The sequence below is a fragment of the Escherichia sp. 93.1518 genome, assembly GCF_013368915.2.
In the GTDB taxonomy this organism is placed as follows: domain Bacteria; phylum Pseudomonadota; class Gammaproteobacteria; order Enterobacterales; family Enterobacteriaceae; genus Escherichia; species Escherichia ruysiae.
Genome location: NZ_JABWMT020000018.1, coordinates 77,492 through 96,077 on the forward strand (window position 1 = coordinate 77,492; position 18,586 = coordinate 96,077).

Annotated in this window: 19 protein-coding genes and 1 pseudogene; 7 read left to right on the top strand and 13 right to left on the bottom strand. The window is 50.9% G+C overall.

Translation table 11 applies throughout. The features are described 5' to 3' along the window. Positions 1 to 23: 23 nt before the first annotated feature. From gudP to syd, 5 genes are all read right to left on the bottom strand, one after another. The gene (gene gudP / locus HEN21_RS14590; protein WP_000097075.1) at positions 24 to 1,376 is read right to left on the bottom strand and encodes a galactarate/glucarate/glycerate transporter GudP; all 1,353 of its coding nucleotides are present in this window, start codon (positions 1,374 to 1,376) and stop codon (positions 24 to 26) included. A gap of 419 nt (positions 1,377 to 1,795) precedes the next feature. Continuing rightward, positions 1,796 to 2,245, bottom strand: a complete 450-nt coding sequence (locus tag HEN21_RS14595) for a flavodoxin (protein WP_000807745.1) — start codon at positions 2,243 to 2,245, stop codon at positions 1,796 to 1,798. 17 nt (positions 2,246 to 2,262) lie between these two features. Continuing rightward, positions 2,263 to 3,045, bottom strand: coding sequence for a tRNA pseudouridine(65) synthase TruC (gene truC, locus HEN21_RS14600; RefSeq protein WP_176252441.1), 783 nt, complete (start codon positions 3,043 to 3,045; stop codon positions 2,263 to 2,265). After that, positions 3,045 to 3,374: a YqcC family protein gene (locus HEN21_RS14605; RefSeq protein WP_000207006.1), complete on the bottom strand. Its 330-nt coding sequence runs from the start codon at positions 3,372 to 3,374 to the stop codon at positions 3,045 to 3,047. The genes truC and HEN21_RS14605 overlap by 1 nt, the downstream gene beginning before the upstream one ends. 623 nt (positions 3,375 to 3,997) lie before the next feature. After that, positions 3,998 to 4,543 (bottom strand): SecY-interacting protein, encoded by a 546-nt coding sequence (syd, locus tag HEN21_RS14610; RefSeq protein ID WP_000342444.1) that lies wholly within the window; start codon positions 4,541 to 4,543, stop codon positions 3,998 to 4,000. A 67-nt stretch (positions 4,544 to 4,610) separates the two neighbouring features. On the opposite strand from syd, the gene queF reads away from it, so the two are divergent. The 5 genes from queF (at position 4,611) to xni (ending at position 11,073) form a co-directional block, all read left to right on the top strand. Further along, positions 4,611 to 5,459, top strand: coding sequence for an NADPH-dependent 7-cyano-7-deazaguanine reductase QueF (queF, locus tag HEN21_RS14615; protein WP_021551300.1), 849 nt, complete (start codon positions 4,611 to 4,613; stop codon positions 5,457 to 5,459). 111 nt (positions 5,460 to 5,570) lie between these two features. Beyond that, entirely contained in the window at positions 5,571 to 6,935 is a 1,365-nt protein-coding gene (gene ppnN / locus HEN21_RS14620) for a nucleotide 5'-monophosphate nucleosidase PpnN (protein WP_000627995.1), read from the top strand. Between the two features lie 556 nt (positions 6,936 to 7,491). Continuing rightward, positions 7,492 to 8,781: an HAAAP family serine/threonine permease SdaC gene (sdaC, locus tag HEN21_RS14625; RefSeq protein WP_000450473.1), complete on the top strand. Its 1,290-nt coding sequence runs from the start codon at positions 7,492 to 7,494 to the stop codon at positions 8,779 to 8,781. Positions 8,782 to 8,838: 57 nt separating this feature from the next. Next, positions 8,839 to 10,206 (top strand): L-serine ammonia-lyase II, encoded by a 1,368-nt coding sequence (gene sdaB, locus HEN21_RS14630; RefSeq protein WP_000626394.1) that lies wholly within the window; start codon positions 8,839 to 8,841, stop codon positions 10,204 to 10,206. Between the two features lie 111 nt (positions 10,207 to 10,317). Next, a complete protein-coding gene (gene xni / locus HEN21_RS14635) occupies positions 10,318 to 11,073 on the top strand; it encodes a flap endonuclease Xni (RefSeq protein WP_024191161.1) in 756 nt (251 codons plus the stop codon). A gap of 104 nt (positions 11,074 to 11,177) precedes the next feature. On the opposite strand, the pseudogene HEN21_RS23090 reads toward xni, so the two are convergent. The 5 genes and pseudogenes from HEN21_RS23090 to HEN21_RS14655 all read right to left on the bottom strand — a co-directional run. Next, positions 11,178 to 11,252, bottom strand: a pseudogene (locus tag HEN21_RS23090) (hypothetical protein); the annotation flags it as partial. Between the two features lie 37 nt (positions 11,253 to 11,289). Beyond that, positions 11,290 to 12,390, bottom strand: coding sequence for a 23S rRNA (cytidine(2498)-2'-O)-methyltransferase RlmM (gene rlmM, locus HEN21_RS14640; RefSeq protein WP_016159631.1), 1,101 nt, complete (start codon positions 12,388 to 12,390; stop codon positions 11,290 to 11,292). Further along, positions 12,383 to 12,778, bottom strand: a complete 396-nt coding sequence (locus tag HEN21_RS14645; RefSeq protein WP_000203904.1) for a DUF423 domain-containing protein — start codon at positions 12,776 to 12,778, stop codon at positions 12,383 to 12,385. Before HEN21_RS14645 ends, rlmM begins: the two co-directional genes overlap by 8 nt. A gap of 18 nt (positions 12,779 to 12,796) precedes the next feature. Continuing rightward, entirely contained in the window at positions 12,797 to 13,714 is a 918-nt protein-coding gene (gene gcvA / locus HEN21_RS14650; RefSeq protein ID WP_000044401.1) for a glycine cleavage system transcriptional regulator GcvA, read from the bottom strand. 350 nt (positions 13,715 to 14,064) lie between these two features. After that, a complete protein-coding gene (locus HEN21_RS14655) occupies positions 14,065 to 14,292 on the bottom strand; it encodes a YgdI/YgdR family lipoprotein (RefSeq protein ID WP_000750399.1) in 228 nt (75 codons plus the stop codon). 191 nt (positions 14,293 to 14,483) lie between these two features. On the opposite strand from HEN21_RS14655, the gene csdA reads away from it, so the two are divergent. Continuing rightward, on the top strand, positions 14,484 to 15,689 hold the full coding sequence (csdA, locus tag HEN21_RS14660; RefSeq protein ID WP_176252442.1) for a cysteine desulfurase CsdA: 1,206 nt from the start codon (positions 14,484 to 14,486) through the stop codon (positions 15,687 to 15,689). Continuing rightward, entirely contained in the window at positions 15,689 to 16,132 is a 444-nt protein-coding gene (gene csdE, locus HEN21_RS14665) for a cysteine desulfurase sulfur acceptor subunit CsdE (protein ID WP_176252443.1), read from the top strand. The genes csdA and csdE overlap by 1 nt, the downstream gene beginning before the upstream one ends. Positions 16,133 to 16,182: 50 nt before the next feature. Here csdE and tcdA read toward each other — a convergent pair whose 3' ends face one another. The 3 genes from tcdA to HEN21_RS22865 all read right to left on the bottom strand — a co-directional run. Next, complete coding sequence (tcdA, locus tag HEN21_RS14670) at positions 16,183 to 16,989, bottom strand: tRNA cyclic N6-threonylcarbamoyladenosine(37) synthase TcdA (protein WP_000117716.1); 807 nt, start codon at positions 16,987 to 16,989, stop codon at positions 16,183 to 16,185. Between the two features lie 237 nt (positions 16,990 to 17,226). Further along, on the bottom strand, positions 17,227 to 18,324 hold the full coding sequence (gene mltA / locus HEN21_RS14675; protein ID WP_000678630.1) for a murein transglycosylase A: 1,098 nt from the start codon (positions 18,322 to 18,324) through the stop codon (positions 17,227 to 17,229). A gap of 16 nt (positions 18,325 to 18,340) precedes the next feature. After that, a partial coding sequence (locus tag HEN21_RS22865; RefSeq protein ID WP_207106160.1) for a hypothetical protein occupies positions 18,341 to 18,586 on the bottom strand: 246 nt, incomplete at its 5' end.

Below are 18,586 nucleotides of genomic sequence, written 5' to 3' on the forward strand. Positions count from 1 at the left end.
TGTTTGAAATCGGGGTTATCATTTTATTTTCCCGCGACAGGTTTCAGCTCAATACGCTTGATATCACCCACCAGCACCAGATAACTCAGTACCGCGATTAAGGCATGAACCCCAACGTAAATCAGCGCCCCATTAAAGGAGCCCGTCGTGCCAACGATATAACCAATTGCGATAGGTGTGACGATGCCAGAAATGTTACCGAACATGTTGAACAGGCCACCGGAAAGACCGCTGATCTCTTTTGGCGCGGTATCTGCCATTACAGCCCAACCCAGCGCCCCGATGCCCTTACCGAAGAAGGCCAGCGCCATAAAGCCGATGATCATCCACTCAACGTTGACGTAGTTACAGAACACCATCACCATCGACAGCAACATGCCCATCACGATCGGCGTTTTACGCGCAATGTTCAGCGACCCCGTGCGACGCATCAGCCAGTCGGAAATAATCCCACCCAGCACACCGCCGATAAAACCGCAAACCGCCGGAACAGACGCAACAAACCCCGCTTTCAGAATCGACATCCCGCGCGCCTGCACCAGATAAACCGGAAACCAGGTGATAAAGAAGTAAGTCATAGCGTTGATACAATACTGACCAATATAAACGCCGATCATCATCCGCGAACCTAGCAACTGTTTGATTTGCCCCCACTTCACGCTGAACGGCACTTTAATTTTGGTGTTTTGCTGATCCATATTGATAAGCGCACCGCCCGCAGCAATGTAGTCCAGCTCTTTCTGATTTACGCCCGGATGTTGATTTGGCTCGTGTATGACTTTCAACCAGATAAAGCTGATGACAATGCCCAGACCGCCCATAAAGAAGAAAACGTGTGACCAGCCCACTTCATGAGTCAGCCAGCCCATAATCGGCGCGAAGATAACCGTCGCAAAGTATTGTGCAGAGTTAAAAATCGACACTGCCGTTCCTCTTTCCTGCGCCGGAAACCAGGCCGCTACAATACGACTGTTACCGGGGAAAGATGGCGCTTCAGCAAGCCCGACCAGGAAGCGCAGCGTAAACAGGGCAACGATAATGCCAAATCCACTAAAGATATCGACAAAGCCTTGCAGCAAGGTAAACATCGACCAGATAAAGATCGACCAGAAGTAGACGCGTTTTGAACCAAAGCGATCCAGCAACCAGCCGCCAGGGATCTGCCCTATTACATAAGCCCATGAGAAAGCAGAGAACACATAGCCCATTCCCACTGGATCAAGGCCGATATCTTTGGCCATTTCCGAACCGGCGATAGAGAGCGTAGCGCGGTCGCCGTAGTTGAAGGATGTGACGATAAACAACATCACCACTATCCAGTAACGAGCATTAGTGCGTTTTTCCACACTGCTCGCAGCCTGACTTAAAGAACTCATTGTTGCACTCCTGAAAATTCGCGTTAGCCACGCTCACTCTGGACTGCAATACCGCCAGGAAATCAGAGGTGACGTAGGGTGTTTTTTGCCGTTTTTATAGGTCGTTCGCCGAATGCGGCGCGTGTTTATATCTGGCATCAGCAGTATAAAAAGCGCGCCATAGCGGCTCACCGTGCAACAACACAACATTAATGCGTTCAATGAGGCTCGATTTTGGCATTAGCCCTGGACGCTGGAATCAACTTCACGGAAATGAAAACAAGAACAAGAAAGGAAGGGTTATAACGGAGAAATAAAGAAGAGTATGAAATGGATCGCTTGACTCCAGGCAAACGCCAGTAAAAAACCGTCACATTTGCGAGTTTTTACTGGCATTTGCCTGAAAGGATTCGATTCAGTTTGCTTAAAACGGCAATTTGTCAGGACAACAGCGTGCCCCACTGTTCGACCCACGGGTTTGATTCCGTTTCAGGTTCCGGGTGCTCACTGGCGTCAATCAGCAGCATTTCCCCTATCCGCTGCGCACTCTGTTCCTGCAACAACGCATCGAACTGTTTGCCGCCATTGCAGAAATTCACATAACTACTGTCGCCGAGCGCAATCACGCCATAACGCAGATTCGGCTGAAAACCGAGACTATCTTTGATTCCCTGAAAGAGCGGCACAATGCTGTCAGGAAGGTCGCCTTGCCCGGTCGTGGACGTAACCACCAGCACGAACTTGTCCTGATAAGGCAGCCAGTCGCTTAATTCTGGATCTTCAAACACCGTTGCTTTGTGACCCTGCGCGGTCAAAATTGCTTCCGCCTCTTCCGCCACTAACAGCGAGTTTCCGTACATGGTGCCCACAAAAATACCAATTTCCGCCATACCGTTTTCTCCCTGGATTAGGAACTTATCTCACCATCCTGACCTGATGGCGCACTGAACTCAACCCTTTCATTTTCAGGAAGCAGGCCACGCCAGCCAAATTGTGATAACGCCAGCATCCAGGTGTCGTCCAGCCCCGCGTGAATAGTCAGCGGTTCGCCAGTGAACGGATGCGTCAATGACAACTGACTGGCATGTAGCATTAACCGCTGGAGGCCAAAATGTTCAGCACCGCTGCGATTCTGGCGTAAATCACCATGTTTGCTGTCGCCAATAATTGGATGACGCAAATGGGCAAGATGGCGGCGGAGCTGGTGTTTGCGTCCGGTTTTCGGCTCCAGTTCCACCAGGCCGTAGCGCGTGGTCGGGTAACGTCCGGTTGCGACTGGCATTTCCACCGTCGCCAGACCGCGATAATGCGTTACCGCTGGCTGCGGGCCTTTATCTTCTCGGGCAAATTTATCGGCGATTTTGTCCAGTTCTTCCACCAGTGGATAATCCAGCTCCGCTTCTTCCATTAGCCAGCCACGAACTATCGCATGGTAACGTTTCTGGATTTGATGCTGTTCAAACTGTTGTGCCAGCAGCCGTCCAGCTTCGCTGGACAGTCCCATCAGCAATACGCCGGAAGTTGGTCTGTCCAGGCGATGCGCGGTAAATACGTGCTGACCAATCTGGTCACGCACGGTTTGCATGACCACCACTTTCTCGTCGCGATCCAGCCAGCTACGGTGGACCAGCCAGCCAGACGGTTTATTTACCGCAACCAGCCATTCATCCTGGTAGAGTATTTCCAGCATCAGTTTGCATCATCCGCAAAAAGAGCATCCAGCTTTTCCAGTTCCGCCAGAATAAGCGTGCGTTGCGGGTGGTCCGTCGCCAGCGCCATTTCATAGTACGGCGCCACGGCAAATGCCCCCGGTAATGGCTGGTTGTTATCTAATAAATCGTGCATCCGTGGAATAAGTACCCACTGCAACCACTCCAGTGGCTCCATGGTGTCCATAAAGAACGGTTGGGTACTGTTGAATTGATGCGGCTGGGGCTCATCGTTTCGCCAGTGCTGATGTTCACGCAGTAACGCTTCAAGCACCTGCAACTGGAGACGAACGCGGTCATGAGTGGTCATAAAGCAACCTCAATAAGAAAAAACTGCCGCGAAGGATAGCAGGAATAAAAAAAGGGAGCACTGTATTCACAGTGCTCCCGGTTCGTTTCGCAGCAATCCAGCTACTTTTGTTGCTCCCTGCTCATCCTTGACAACTTTTCCTCTGGTCTTGCGACCAATCGTTCATCCTGAACTATCGCTTCCTGCTCACACCACCCCGATGTGATACTTCATCCTGAAGTGTCCCTGGCCTTCCTGACCCACCGAATCATCCTGACCGGTTCTCATTCTCCATCCTGGAGGTGTCCTTTAACGCGTCCTGCGTTATCCTCTTCGCTTCATCCAGAAGCCTTTCCCTGAAACACCGTCCTGGCGTGTCCTTCAGAAGTGTCATCATCCTAATGTTCACTTCTATTGTCTGACTCCCTGTCGACGAAGATAGAATCGTCTTTTTCGCTGAGTCTTACAAGGAGCTTACAGACAATGCCTTAAGGATAATTTCATATGAAAGTTAAGAATTAACAAGTAATAGATTGATTTTAAATGGAAATATAGATTCTTATCTTTTTAAGTATTCGCTTATTTCCTGGCGATCTCCTACAGGGTCTGTAAGAGATCTCTCACAACCGGACGGGGTATTTGGATTACAGAAGGGGCTTAAGTTGGTTAAGGAATTCCGCAAGATTTGAGGCTAAATGCGTCCGTTTACGCGTTCCCAGCGTCTCTTTGCACACTTCACCAGAGAGATTACACACCGAGATAACCTCTAACTCTTCTTCCAGCGTCGCGATAAATAGCGTGGGCGGCAGTTTTAGCCGTTTCTGAGTCACCAGATGACCAATCAGATTTTCCTGCACCCGACGGAAGTCGTCTTCGCTCCAGGTTTGCAGTAATGTCAGTGAGATATCACCAAACCGGGCATACATGTCCCCGGCAAACTGGGTTGTATAGAAAGTATGAATTGTGGGTTGTATCACAATATCAAAAGCGCGTTCAACCGCGTTTACATTTTGTTCACCGGTAAACGGCTGGGGTTGCCAGTATACGGCGTCATCGGTGGTTGAAATAATGCATGGTGAAGGCACACCATACAGCTCCTCACTTAACGGCCAGCTTTTATGCTGCTCATGCCACGCATCGCAGTAGCGCGCAGTAAAATCTCTTAAGGCTTGTGCGGTCAAATCGTCCACTAATTTCTCTCTTCACTTAAACCAGATACACTTGTTGTTTAGTTTATCTGGTTTATGACGGTGAAACATGTCTTCTTATGCAAACCATCAGGCACTTGCGGGCCTGACTCTCGGGAAATCAACCGATTACCGGGATACCTATGACGCCAGTCTGCTGCAAGGCGTTCCGCGTAGTCTGAATCGCGATCCATTGGGTCTGAAAGCGGATAACCTGCCTTTTCACGGTGCGGATATCTGGACGCTGTATGAACTTTCCTGGCTGAATGCCAAAGGTTTGCCACAGGTCGCGGTCGGTCATGTTGAACTTGATTACACCAGCGTAAATCTGATTGAGTCGAAGAGTTTTAAGCTCTATCTCAACAGTTTTAACCAGACGCGTTTTAATCACTGGGACGAGGTGCGTCAGACGCTGGAACGAGACTTAAGCACCTGCGCCCAGGGTAAAGTTAGCGTGGCCTTATATCGTCTTGATGAACTGGAAGGCCAGCCGATGGGTCATTTCAATGGCACCTGCATTGATGACCAGGATATCGCTATCGATAACTATGAATTTACCACTGACTATCTTGAGAATGCCGCCAGCGGTGAAAAAGTGGTGGAAGAGACGCTGGTTAGCCACCTGCTGAAGTCAAACTGCCTGATCACCCATCAGCCAGATTGGGGTTCGATCCAAATTCAGTACCGTGGACGCAAAATTGACAGGGAAAAACTGCTGCGTTATCTGGTTTCTTTCCGTCATCACAACGAGTTCCATGAGCAGTGCGTAGAGCGTATTTTCAATGACCTGCTGCGCTTCTGCCAGCCAGAGAAATTAAGCGTCTATGCGCGTTATACCCGTCGTGGCGGCCTGGACATTAACCCGTGGCGTAGCAATAGCGACTTTGTCCCATCGACGACCCGACTGGTACGACAATAAATTTTTTCTCATTTTTGCGTACTGGATTCACGCATAGAGTTGTGAAAGGCCATCAGGCAGGGCTATTGTAATCAAAGGGAATGACGATATTCGTCCCATAAGGAGTTTTTCTTGATTACACATATTAGCCCGCTTGGCTCCATGGATATGTTGTCGCAGCTGGAAGTGGATATGCTTAAACGCACCGCCAGCAGCGACCTCTATCAACTGTTTCGCAACTGTTCACTTGCTGTTCTGAACTCCGGTAGTTTGACCGATAACAGCAAAGAATTGCTGTCTCGTTTTGAAAATTTTGACATTAACGTGCTACGCCGTGAACGTGGCGTTAAGTTAGAACTGATCAACCCCCCGGAAGAAGCTTTTGTCGATGGGCGCATTATTCGTGCCTTGCAGGCCAACTTGTTCGCTGTTCTGCGCGACATTCTCTTCGTCTATGGGCAAATCCATAACACCGTTCGTTTTCCAAACCTGAATCTCGACAACTCTGTCCACATTACTAATCTGGTCTTTTCTATATTGCGTAATGCTCGCGCACTGCATGTCGGCGAAGCGCCAAATATGGTTGTGTGCTGGGGCGGTCACTCAATCAACGAAAACGAGTATTTGTATGCCCGTCGCGTCGGAAATCAGCTGGGTCTGCGTGAGTTAAATATCTGCACCGGTTGCGGCCCGGGTGCGATGGAAGCACCGATGAAAGGCGCGGCAGTGGGTCACGCTCAGCAGCGTTACAAAGACAGCCGTTTTATTGGTATGACAGAGCCGTCAATTATCGCCGCTGAACCGCCTAACCCGCTGGTCAACGAATTGATAATCATGCCGGATATCGAAAAACGTCTGGAAGCGTTTGTGCGTATCGCTCACGGCATCATTATCTTCCCAGGCGGTGTGGGTACGGCAGAAGAGTTGCTCTATTTGCTGGGAATTTTGATGAATCCGGCAAATAAAGATCAGGTTTTACCGCTGATCCTCACCGGTCCGAAAGAGAGCGCCGATTACTTCCGCGTACTGGACGAGTTTGTCGTGCATACGCTGGGAGAAAACGCGCGCCGCCATTACCGCATCATCATTGATGACGCTGCTGAAGTCGCTCGTCAGATGAAAAAATCGATGCCGCTGGTGAAAGAAAATCGCCGCGACACCGGTGATGCTTACAGCTTTAACTGGTCAATGCGCATTGCGCCAGATCTGCAAATGCCGTTTGAGCCGTCTCACGAGAACATGGCTAATCTGAAACTGTACCCGGATCAGCCTGTAGAAGTTTTGGCCGCTGACCTGCGTCGCGCGTTCTCCGGTATTGTGGCGGGTAACGTGAAAGAGGTCGGTATTCGCGCCATTGAAGAGTTTGGTCCTTACAAAATCAACGGCGATAAAGAGATAATGCGTCGTATGGACGACCTGCTCCAGGGTTTTGTCGCCCAGCACCGTATGAAGTTGCCTGGCTCCGCCTACATCCCTTGCTACGAAATCTGCACATAATCGCCCTTCCCCCGGTAACGTTTGTTGCCGGGTTTTCTCTTTTTTGGTCACTCACTCACCAATCCATTTCATTTGTTATCTGAATGTTTCAACGCATCAGAGGGCAATTAATATCACCAATATTAATATGTCATACAATTTATATTGCAACGCAAACGTTTACCTGCTTTCATAAACCGCATTTTATTACTGTGAAAAAGAAATTCTTATCATGATTAACTAAAAGTATTGATTTTTTCAGTTCAACCTACATATATTGCGCGCCCCGGAAGAAACCAGATATCGTTTATTGGGAAAATATTGCCCTTAAATTCTCTTTTACTTTTGATTTACAGAGTAAAGAGTTGGGATTATCTATCTTCTAAGTAGATTATTGTATTTGAGATCAAGATCACTGATAGATGCATAACTTGTGTGTATCTTTCCGCCCTCAAATTATTACGGCGGAAAATGATTAAGCCACCGCCGATAGACAGATTTCATTTTTACGGCCAGGCACCTTCCCGGGCTGAACTGGCTAAAAGCTGAATTATTTGCATTCCTCCAGGAGAAATAGATGGAAACGACTCAAACCAGCACGATTGCGTCGAAAGACTCTCGCAGTGCCTGGCGCAAGACAGACACCATGTGGATGCTGGGCCTGTACGGCACGGCAATCGGCGCGGGTGTACTGTTCCTGCCAATCAACGCCGGTGTTGGCGGTATGATCCCGCTGATCATCATGGCCATCCTTGCGTTCCCGATGACGTTTTTTGCTCACCGTGGCCTGACTCGCTTCGTACTGTCTGGTAAAAACCCGGGCGAAGATATCACCGAGGTAGTAGAAGAACACTTTGGTATTGGTGCAGGTAAACTGATTACTCTGCTGTACTTCTTCGCTATCTACCCGATCCTGCTGGTTTATAGCGTGGCAATCACCAACACGGTTGAAAGCTTCATGTCTCACCAGCTGGGTATGACGCCGCCGCCGCGTGCGATTCTGTCGCTGATCCTGATCGTAGGTATGATGACCATCGTTCGCTTCGGTGAGCAGATGATCGTTAAGGCGATGAGTATTCTGGTATTCCCGTTTGTTGGCGTACTGATGCTGCTGGCTCTGTACCTGATCCCGCAGTGGAATGGCGCAGCTCTGGAAACGCTGTCTCTGGACACTGCATCAGCAACCGGAAACGGTCTGTGGATGACCCTGTGGCTGGCAATCCCGGTAATGGTGTTCTCGTTCAACCACTCTCCGATCATCTCTTCTTTCGCCGTTGCGAAGCGTGAAGAGTACGGTGATATGGCAGAACAGAAATGCTCGAAGATCCTGGCATTCGCACACATCATGATGGTGCTGACCGTAATGTTCTTCGTATTCAGCTGCGTACTGAGCCTGACTCCGGCAGACCTGGCTGCAGCAAAAGAGCAGAACATCTCGATTCTGTCTTACCTGGCTAACCACTTTAACGCGCCGATCATCGCGTGGATGGCTCCGATTATCGCGATTATCGCTATCACCAAATCCTTCCTCGGTCACTACCTGGGTGCGCGTGAAGGCTTCAACGGTATGGTGATTAAATCTCTGCGTGGTAAAGGTAAGTCTATCGAAATCAACAAGCTGAACCGTATCACTGCGCTGTTCATGCTGGTAACGACCTGGATTGTTGCTACGCTGAACCCGAGCATCCTGGGGATGATTGAAACCCTGGGCGGCCCAATCATCGCGATGATCCTGTTCCTGATGCCGATGTACGCAATCCAGAAAGTACCGGCAATGCGTAAGTACAGCGGTCACATCAGCAACGTATTCGTTGTCGTGATGGGTCTGATTGCTATCTCCGCAATTTTCTACTCTCTGTTCAGCTAAATCCTTTCGCGCCGCTTTCGGGCGGCGCTTCCTCCGTTTTAACCCGATGAATTTCCTATGATTAGCGTATTCGATATTTTCAAAATCGGCATTGGCCCTTCCAGTTCCCATACCGTTGGACCAATGAAAGCGGGTAAACAATTTACCGACGATCTGATTGCCCGTAACTTGCTAAAAGACGTGACCCGCGTGGTGGTTGATGTCTACGGCTCGCTCTCTCTGACCGGTAAAGGCCACCACACGGATATCGCCATTATTATGGGCCTGGCGGGTAACCTGCCGGATACCGTGGATATCGATTCCATCCCTGGTTTTATTCAGGATGTGAATACTCACGGTCGCCTGATGCTGGCAAACGGTCAGCACGAAGTCGAGTTCCCGGTTGATGAATGCATGAACTTCCATGCCGACAACCTTTCTCTGCATGAAAACGGTATGCGCATCACCGCGCTGGCGGGCGATAAAGTCGTTTACAGCCAGACTTACTACTCCATCGGCGGTGGCTTTATCGTTGATGAAGAACATTTTGGTCAGCAGGATAGCGCACCGGTTGAAGTTCCGTATCCGTACAGTTCAGCAGCCGATCTGCAAAAGCATTGTCAGGAAACCGGGCTGTCACTCTCTGGCCTGATGATGAAAAACGAACTGGCGCTGCACAGCAAAGAAGAGCTGGAACAGCACCTGGCGAACGTCTGGGACGTGATGCGCGGCGGTATTGAGCGCGGTATTTCCACCGAAGGCGTGCTGCCAGGCAAACTGCGCGTTCCACGCCGTGCGGCGGCGCTGCGCCGGATGCTGGTCAGCCAGGACAAAAACACCACTGACCCGATGGCGGTTGTTGACTGGATCAACATGTTCGCGCTGGCAGTGAACGAAGAGAACGCTGCTGGTGGTCGCGTGGTGACTGCACCGACTAACGGCGCGTGCGGGATTATCCCGGCAGTGCTGGCGTACTACGACAAGTTTATCCGTGAAGTGAACGCTAACTCACTGGCTCGTTACCTGCTGGTAGCAAGCGCCATTGGTTCTCTTTATAAGATGAACGCCTCGATTTCTGGTGCCGAAGTCGGCTGCCAGGGCGAAGTTGGCGTTGCGTGCTCAATGGCGGCGGCGGGTCTGGCAGAACTGTTAGGCGCAAGCCCTGCACAGGTATGCATCGCGGCAGAAATCGCCATGGAGCATAACCTCGGTCTGACGTGTGACCCGGTTGCTGGACAGGTACAGGTACCGTGCATCGAGCGTAACGCCATTGCGGCAGTAAAAGCGGTGAACGCCGCGCGTATGGCGCTGCGCCGTACCAGCGAGCCGCGCGTCTGCCTCGATAAAGTTATCGAAACCATGTACGAAACAGGTAAAGATATGAACGCCAAGTACCGCGAAACCTCTCGCGGCGGCCTGGCAATGAAGATTGTTGCCTGCGATTAATCGCTCTCCAGAGGCCTCGTTTTGCGAGGCCTCTTCCTGTTTTCTCATCCAGCCGTAGCCTCTTCCGGTATCGAATGTTACCCTTATCGCCTGATCTTTAAGGGGGTTATCGTGGCTGTTCATTTGCTTATTGTCGATGCACTGAATCTTATTCGTCGCATTCATGCCGTTCAGGGTTCGCCCTGTGTCGAAACCTGCCAGCACGCGCTCGATCAGCTCATTATGCACAGCCAGCCAACCCATGCCGTCGCCGTTTTTGATGATGAAAACCGCAGTAGCGGCTGGCGTCATCAACGCTTACCTGATTACAAAGCCGGTCGTCCGCCAATGCCCGAAGAGTTGCACAACGAAATGCCTGCGTTACGCGCCGCCTTTGAACAACGTGGCGTCCCGTGCTGGTCAGCCAGCGGCAACGAAGCCGATGACTTAGCCGCCACGCTGGCGGTCAAAGTGACTCAAGCCGGGCATCAGGCAACTATTGTTTCGACAGATAAAGGCTACTGTCAGTTACTTTCACCTACATTACGTATTCGTGATTACTTCCAGAAACGTTGGCTGGATGCGCCGTTTATCGATAAAGAATTTGGCGTTCAACCGCAGCAGTTACCCGATTATTGGGGGCTGGCGGGGATCAGCAGTTCAAAGGTGCCGGGTGTTGCGGGGATCGGGCCCAAAAGCGCCACGCAGTTACTCGTCGAGTTTCAGAGTCTGGAAGGGATATATGAAAATATTGACGCGGTTGCCGAAAAGTGGCGCAAGAAACTGGAAACCCATAAAGAGATGGCGTTTCTGTGCCGCGATATTGCCCGCTTACAAACCGATTTACATATCGACGGCAATTTACAGCAATTGCGGTTGGTACGGTAACAGCGTGCCGAATACTACCGATTAACAACTCATTGAATTAAATGCACTTGTAGGCCGGATAAGACGCGGCTAGCGTCGCATCCGGCATCAACACATCTGCGTAATTACCACGCTGTATGGTAAAGCTTTACAATATCCTCAAGCGTTGCTTCACGCGGGTTGCCACTGGTACAAACATCGGATGCCAGACCGGAGTCAATGCCCCTGCCAACTCACTTACCGTTCGTCGCGACGACCACCCACCGCAGCCCAGATACGACGGACATGCACCGTCACTTCTTCACGATCGTGATACAACTGACGCGCCTGAATCTGAGCATTTATGCCATGTTCATCAAGCTGTGCCTGAATGTACGCCAGATTGTGTGACACTTCTTCGTAGCGTTTTTTCATCGGTAGCTTAAGGTTGAAGATAGTTTCACGACACCAGCCATTAACCAACCACTGTGCCATCAGTGCTGCGACTTTCGCCGGTTTCTCCACCATGTCACACACCATCCATGAGATGTTGCTACGTGTTGGACGGAATTTGAAACCATCTTCCCGCAGCCACGTCACCTGCCCGGTATCCATCAGACTTTGCGCCATCGGGCCGTTATCGACGGAGTATACCCACATGTTGCGCTTCACCAGTTGGTAGGTCCAGCCGCCTGGACAAGCGCCCAAATCTACCGCCCACATTCCATTTGCCAGGCGTTCATCCCACTCATCCGCAGGAATAAACACATGAAATGCCTCTTCCAGCTTAAGCGTGGAACGGCTTGGCGCATCCGCCGGAAACTTCAGGCGTGGAATCCCCATATAGAACGGCGAATTATTATTGCTGTAGGAGTAGCCGGTATAGCAGCAGCCTGGTGCAATAAAGAATACATGCACAACCGGACGCTTCGGCGTTTCATAGTTCACCAGCACGCCCGCCTCGCGCAAGGCAGCCCGTAGCGGCACGGTGAATTTACGGCAGAATTTCAGCAGCTCTTTGCTTTCATTGGTATCGGCAACTTCAACGCGCAACTCTCCGCCCTTCTCTACCACGCCCTGCAACATACCAACAATGGGCGTAATACGATCTTCTGGCGGCAAATGCTGGAGGAGTTCCCCCACCACAAACCACTGGCGGGCAAAAATTAATGAACTGAACGGCAGTTCGCGGATTAACTTATCGCCATCATCCGGTTGATAACATTCATAAATGACATAACCCGCATTGTCTTTAACGCGGGCAAAACCGAAGATTTCCCGCTGACCGGCTTTATCGGTAATTTCTGCAGCACACTCTTTTTCAAAGCCAGGACGGCACAACAATACAACCTTATTCATGATTTACGCCCTTGCGCTTCAAACGGATAGCACCGACTAACATTAACGCCCAGCCTGCAAGGAAGCTCACGCCGCCGACCGGAGTGACAAACGCCCATAAACGCAGATGAGACAGCGCCAGGCAATAAAGGCTACCGCTGAACAGCACCGTACCTAACGCGAGGAAAACGCTACTCCAGTAAAACCAGATACTGATGCGACGCTGCATTGCCACTGCCAGACCTAAAATCGCCAGCGTATGGAACGCCTGGTATTCGAGGCCGGTCTGGATCCAGCCCATCTCAACGGCTCCCATGGTTTTACTTAATACATGCGCGCCAAAAGCGCCCAGAGCCACAAAAATGAAGCCGCTAATGGCGGCGAAAATCAGCATAAAACGGCTGGTCATGGTCGTACCCTACGTAAATTATTGTTCATAACGAAAGCGGAATTTTTCTTGTTCAGCAGCGGCTTTCGCCAGGATCCATTGGCGAAAGGCGGCTATTTTACCCAGTTCTGCCTGGCTGTCATGACATACCAGATAAAAAGCATTTTTACTGACCAGAACATCATTAAACGGGCAGACAAGGCGTCCGGCCTCGATTTCCGATTGCGCCATCACATTATTTGCCAATGCGACTCCCTGCCCGTGGATAGCCGCTTGCAGCACCATGGCGCTGTGACTGAAGATTGGCCCTTGTTGAACGTTGATATGGTTTAACCCCAACTGGCGGGTATATGTCTGCCAGTCACGCCGGGACGCATCGTGTAATAACGTATGTTTAGCCAGATCTTCTGGCGTCTTCAAGGGTTTTTCGCCGGTTAGCAGTAGCGGAGAACACACCGGCAACAGATATTCGGCATAAAGTTTTTCCACCCGCAGCCCCGGCCAGTTGCCACGACCATAAAATATCGCCACATCAACATCATCCGCCAGTTTATCTTCCTGGCGATCGACCGCCTGGATTCGAACGTCGATTCCCGGATAAGCTGAATTAAAGCTGGAAAGTCGCGGCACCAGCCAGTGGATGGCAAAACTGGGGAGTAAACTGACCGTCAACGCCCCCTTGGCGCTACGAGCCTGGAGTTTACGCGTCGCTTCGGTTAATTGCGAAAATATCTCTTTAATATCGAGGAAATAGCTTTGCCCTTCCTCGGTCAGCAGGAGTGAACGATTACGGCGACGGAACAGTTTCAGCCCCAAAAAATCCTCAAGTGACTTGATTTGATGACTTACTGCGGCCTGGGTCACAAAAAGCTCTTCTGCTGCGCGCGTGAAGCTTAAATGGCGTGCGGCGGCATCAAAAACTCGTAAGGCATTTAGCGGTGGTAATCGTTTTGACATGGCTTTTAAACTTTGATGTTAAATGAATTTAACAATTAGATCACACTGTGTAACCTATTAGTTTTTTTTATCTGAGCCATTATAAATTGTCCGTTGAGCTTCTACCAGCAAATACCTATAGTGGCGGCACTTCCTGAGCCGGAACGAAAAGTTTTATCGGAATGCGTGTTCTGGTGAACTTTTGGCTTACGGTTGTGATGTTGTGTTGTTGTGTTTGCAATTGGTCTGCGATTCAGACCATGGTAGCTAAGCTACCTTTTTTCACTTCCTGTACATTTACCCTGTCTGTCCATAGTGATTAATGTAGCACCGCCTAATTGCGGTGCTTTTTTTTACCTTGCGATCGCAAATTACTGATCCAGTTCGACCATCTCTTTCACGTCGGTACGGTTGATCTGCTGTTTGTTGCCATTAGCGTCTTTATACGAAATCATACCGGTTTCATTATCAGTCTGTGGTTTACCGTCAGAGACGATAGTACGTCCGTCATTGGTGTGCATCACATAGTTCGAACCGGAACAGGCGCTCAGGGCAAAAGTCAGCATACAGGCAGAAATAATTGCGGCAGTCTTTTTCATCATCTTCTCCTTAAAGCGATTAATAAATCTTAATAGTATTGATTAACAGGCTAAAATTAACGCCTAACACTATTCAGCATATGTTACTGACGCGGCTTCGCCAGGATATCCAGATAATTCCGATGGTTAGCACTCTCCTTGTATCAAAGTGAATTTTGCGTCACGATCGGTGAATCAAGCCGAGGAGTACCATGAACGTTTTTAATCCCGCGCAGTTCCGCGCGCAGTTTCCCGCATTACAGGATGCGGGCGTCTATCTCGACAGTGCCGCAACCGCGCTCAAACCCGAAGCCGTGGTTGAGGCTACCCGACAGTTCTATAGCCTTAGCGCCGGAAACGTCCATCGCAGCCAGTTTGCCGAAGCCCAACGTCTGACCGCGCGTTATGAGGCTGCGCGGGAGAAAGTAGCGCAATTACTCAATGCACCAGATGACAAAACTATTGTCTGGACGCGCGGCACCACCGAATCCATCAACATGGTGGCGCAATGCTATGCGCGTCCGCATCTGCAACGGGGCGATGAGATTATTGTCAGCGTGGCAGAGCACCACGCCAACCTCGTCCCCTGGCTGATGGTCGCCCAACAAACCGGAGCCAAAGTGGTGAAGTTGCCGCTTAATGCGCAGCAGCTGCCAGATATCGATTTGTTACCGGAGCTGATTACTCCCCGTAGCCGGATTCTGGCGTTGGGCCAGATGTCGAACGTCACTGGCGGCTGCCCGGATCTGGCGCGAGCGATTACCTTTGCCCATTCAGCCGGGATGGTGGTGATGGTTGATGGTGCTCAGGGCGCGGTGCATTTCCCTGCAGATGTTCAGCAACTGGATATCGATTTCTACGCTTTTTCAGGTCACAAACTTTACGGCCCGACGGGTATCGGCGTGCTGTATGGCAAACCAGAACTGCTGGAAGCAATGTCGCCCTGGCTCGGCGGTGGCAAAATGATTCACGAAGTCAGTTTTGACGGCTTCACCACACAATCTGCCCCATGGAAACTGGAAGCCGGAACGCCCAACGTCGCAGGCGTCATTGGGTTAAGTGCGGCGCTGGAATGGCTGGCAGATTATGATATCAACCAGGCAGAAAGTTGGAGTCGTAGCCTGGCGACGCTTGCAGAAGATGCGCTGGCAAAACGTCCAGGCTTTCGTTCATTCCGCTGCCAGGATTCCAGCCTGCTGGCCTTTGATTTCGCGGGTGTTCATCACAGCGATATGGTAACGCTGCTGGCAGAGTACGGAATTGCCCTGCGCGCCGGGCAGCATTGCGCTCAGCCGCTACTGGCAGAATTAGGCGTAACCGGCACACTGCGCGCCTCTTTTGCGCCATATAATACAAAGAGTGATGTAGATGCGCTGGTGAACGCCGTTGACCGCGCGCTGGAATTATTGGTGGATTAATGACAAACCCGCAATTCGCCGGACATCCGTTCGGCACAACCGTTACCGCAGAGACGTTATGCGATACTTTCGCGCCGTTGACGCAGTGGGAAGATAAATATCGCCAGTTGATCATGCTGGGGAAACAGCTTCCTGCTTTGCCAGACGAATTAAAAGCACAGGCCAAAGAGATTGCCGGATGCGAAAACCGCGTCTGGCTGGGGTATACCGTGGCTGAAAACGGCAAGATGCATTTCTTTGGCGACAGCGAAGGACGCATTGTGCGCGGTCTGCTGGCGGTGTTGTTGACCGCCGTGGAGGGCAAAACCGCCGCCGAGTTACAAACGCTGTCGCCGCTGGCGTTGTTTGATGAGCTGGGATTGCGTGCGCAGCTTAGCGCCTCACGCAGTCAGGGGCTGAATGCATTAAGCGAGGCGATTATCGCGGCGGCAAAACAGGTTTAAGCACAGATCCAGGTCGGATAAGACGCTCGTGTCGCATCCGACATAATTGTTTATCCCTGGCGCGCCGCTTTCGCCATCATCTTCTTCAGCGCATGAGAAACCGCAACAAAACCAAAGGTGGCGGTCACCATCGTTGCCGCACCAAATCCTGATGCGCAATCCATTCGCTTTGGCCCTTCCGCCGTGGCTTTCATCGCACAGACCGTACCGTCTGACTGCGGGTATACCAGTGCTTCGGTAGAGAACACACAATCCACACCGAGCTTACCTTTACTGTTTTTCACCACGCCGAAATCGCTTTTCAGGCGCTCACGCAGCTTCGCCGCCAGCGGATCCTGAATGGTCTTCGCCAGATCGGTAACCTGAATCTGCGTCGGATCAATCTGCCCGCCTGCACCACCCGTCGTTACCAGTGGGATTTTATTGCGACGGCAATATGCGATTAGTGCCGCTTTGGGTCGCACACTGTCAATGGCATCAATAACGTATGAATAACCGGCATTCATATATTGCGCTACGTTATCCGGCGTCACGAAATCGTCCACCACTGTCACCCGACACTCCGGGTTAATCTGGCGAATACGCTCCGCCATCACTTCCGCTTTTGCCAGCCCGACGTTATCACGCAGCGCGTGAATTTGCCGATTGGTATTGGTGACACACACGTCATCCATATCAATAAGCGTTATTGCACCAATCCCTGTGCGCGCCAGAGCTTCCGCCGCCCAGGAACCGACACCACCGATGCCGACCACACAGATATGTGCATCGGCAAATAGTTGCAAGGCTTTCTCACCATACAGACGCGCAGTGCCGCCAAAACGCTGACGCCAGGCATCACTAATTACCACAGACATAGCACCTCAGAATTAAAAAGGGTGAGGTTATCCCTCACCCTAAACGCATAAATGCCTGATGCGCTACGCTTATCAGGCCTACATACCCCCTGCAATATATTGAATTTGCATGATTTGTAGGTCGGATAAGGCGTTCACGCTGCATCCGGCATGAACAACGCGCACTTAGTCAACAATCAGAAGGGGAGGTTATCCCTCACCCTGTCTTATCCGTAAAACGGTGTACAGAATAACACATCAGCCGCTAAAGACGTTACCTGCACCCGGTGCCGTTTTCAGCACCCAGACACGCCCATAGTGGTTGTACCAACCTGCGCGGTGTCCGGCTTCCGGCCCGATCCCTTGATAGATATCGAAATGTTGGCCTTTGATTGCGCCGCCGACATCCAGCGCCACCATCAGACGCAGTTCATACTGACCGTTAAATTTACCGTTATTATCCAACAACGGTACTTCTGCCAGCAAGGTAGTACCTGGCGGGATGAGCGAGCGATCGGAGGCAACAGAAGCACGTCCAACCAGCGGCACAGCACTTGCACCTTTCACCGGCGCAAAAGATTGCGGCTTAAAGAAGACGAAAGACGGGTTCTGTTCCAGCAGTTCGCGAACTTCGGCTTCACTGTGCGTTTCCCCCCAGTGGCGAATCGCCTGCATCGACATATCTTCTTTTTTCACTTCGCCACGATCGATCAACACCTTACCAATACTGCGATAGGCATGACCGTTCTTTCCGGCATAGCTGAAGAAGTTAAGCGGACTGCCATCGCCAAAGTCGATATACCCGCTACCCTGTACATCCATAATGAAGTTATCCATCAGGGAGTTGCTGTAAGCGAGGATATATTTATCGCTCAGTGCCCCCGCATAGATCTCCGCACGAGACGGCAGACGACCGCGTTTTGGTGGCATACGGTAAATAGGATACTGGAACTCGCCCTGGCGGGTATGACGCGCCTGAATTACCGGCGTGTAATAGCCCGTAAACTGCACGTTGCCATAGTTGTCCGCGCCTTCCATCTGCCAGGCATCGATACCGAACTGGCGCATATTGCGGGTATCACCGCCTGCACGCAGCCACTCTTGCACCGCGTTATAAACAATACTCTGGTTACCATAAAGACGCGGTGACGAATTACGAATATGGTTAATTTGCTCGGCAAAATCACCGGCGTTAATTGGCGCGCCAACGGCATCTGGCTGGTTCACCAGAGAGAAAGGCTGGGTAAATTTCCCGTCTTTATATTGCTGTCCGCGATCGGTTGGTTTGGAGGAGCAGGCGGCAAGCATCGCCACAACAGCGCCCATAAGAAGGTACTTTACCCAACGTCCTTTCATTGTTCTCTTCTTCAGGTTAAAAAAATAAGGCACAACGAAGATAACAAACCGTCGCGTTTAATGAAATGAGCAGACTCTCCCTGACGCAAATTTTGCACAAAAAATAGGCAATAGCGTTTTGTTTTTGTTCAAAATCATGCCAAATCCGTGATTCGGGTAAAAAAAAGGTTGCATGAAAACGCGAGCGGAGTATAGTGCGCATCCACGGACGCGGGGTGGAGCAGCCTGGTAGCTCGTCGGGCTCATAACCCGAAGGTCGTCG

Excerpts from the sequence above, each read along its gene's own strand:
- HEN21_RS14645 (WP_000203904.1), bottom strand. The coding sequence starts at position 12,778 with ATGACCAGCCGTTTTATGCTGATTTTCGCCGCCATTAGCGGCTTCATT.
- gudP (WP_000097075.1), bottom strand. The coding sequence starts at position 1,376 with ATGAGTTCTTTAAGTCAGGCTGCGAGCAGTGTGGAAAAACGCACTAAT.
- mltA (WP_000678630.1), bottom strand. The coding sequence starts at position 18,324 with ATGAAAGGACGTTGGGTAAAGTACCTTCTTATGGGCGCTGTTGTGGCG.
- sdaC (WP_000450473.1), top strand. The coding sequence starts at position 7,492 with ATGGAAACGACTCAAACCAGCACGATTGCGTCGAAAGACTCTCGCAGT.
- HEN21_RS14605 (WP_000207006.1), bottom strand. The coding sequence starts at position 3,374 with ATGACCACTCATGACCGCGTTCGTCTCCAGTTGCAGGTGCTTGAAGCG.
- csdE (WP_176252443.1), top strand. The coding sequence starts at position 15,689 with ATGACAAACCCGCAATTCGCCGGACATCCGTTCGGCACAACCGTTACC.
- HEN21_RS14655 (WP_000750399.1), bottom strand. The coding sequence starts at position 14,292 with ATGAAAAAGACTGCCGCAATTATTTCTGCCTGTATGCTGACTTTTGCC.
- gcvA (WP_000044401.1), bottom strand. The coding sequence starts at position 13,714 with ATGTCAAAACGATTACCACCGCTAAATGCCTTACGAGTTTTTGATGCC.
- sdaB (WP_000626394.1), top strand. The coding sequence starts at position 8,839 with ATGATTAGCGTATTCGATATTTTCAAAATCGGCATTGGCCCTTCCAGT.
- queF (WP_021551300.1), top strand. The coding sequence starts at position 4,611 with ATGTCTTCTTATGCAAACCATCAGGCACTTGCGGGCCTGACTCTCGGG.
- truC (WP_176252441.1), bottom strand. The coding sequence starts at position 3,045 with ATGCTGGAAATACTCTACCAGGATGAATGGCTGGTTGCGGTAAATAAA.
- csdA (WP_176252442.1), top strand. The coding sequence starts at position 14,484 with ATGAACGTTTTTAATCCCGCGCAGTTCCGCGCGCAGTTTCCCGCATTA.
- tcdA (WP_000117716.1), bottom strand. The coding sequence starts at position 16,989 with ATGTCTGTGGTAATTAGTGATGCCTGGCGTCAGCGTTTTGGCGGCACT.
- HEN21_RS14595 (WP_000807745.1), bottom strand. The coding sequence starts at position 2,245 with ATGGCGGAAATTGGTATTTTTGTGGGCACCATGTACGGAAACTCGCTG.
- rlmM (WP_016159631.1), bottom strand. The coding sequence starts at position 12,390 with ATGAATAAGGTTGTATTGTTGTGCCGTCCTGGCTTTGAAAAAGAGTGT.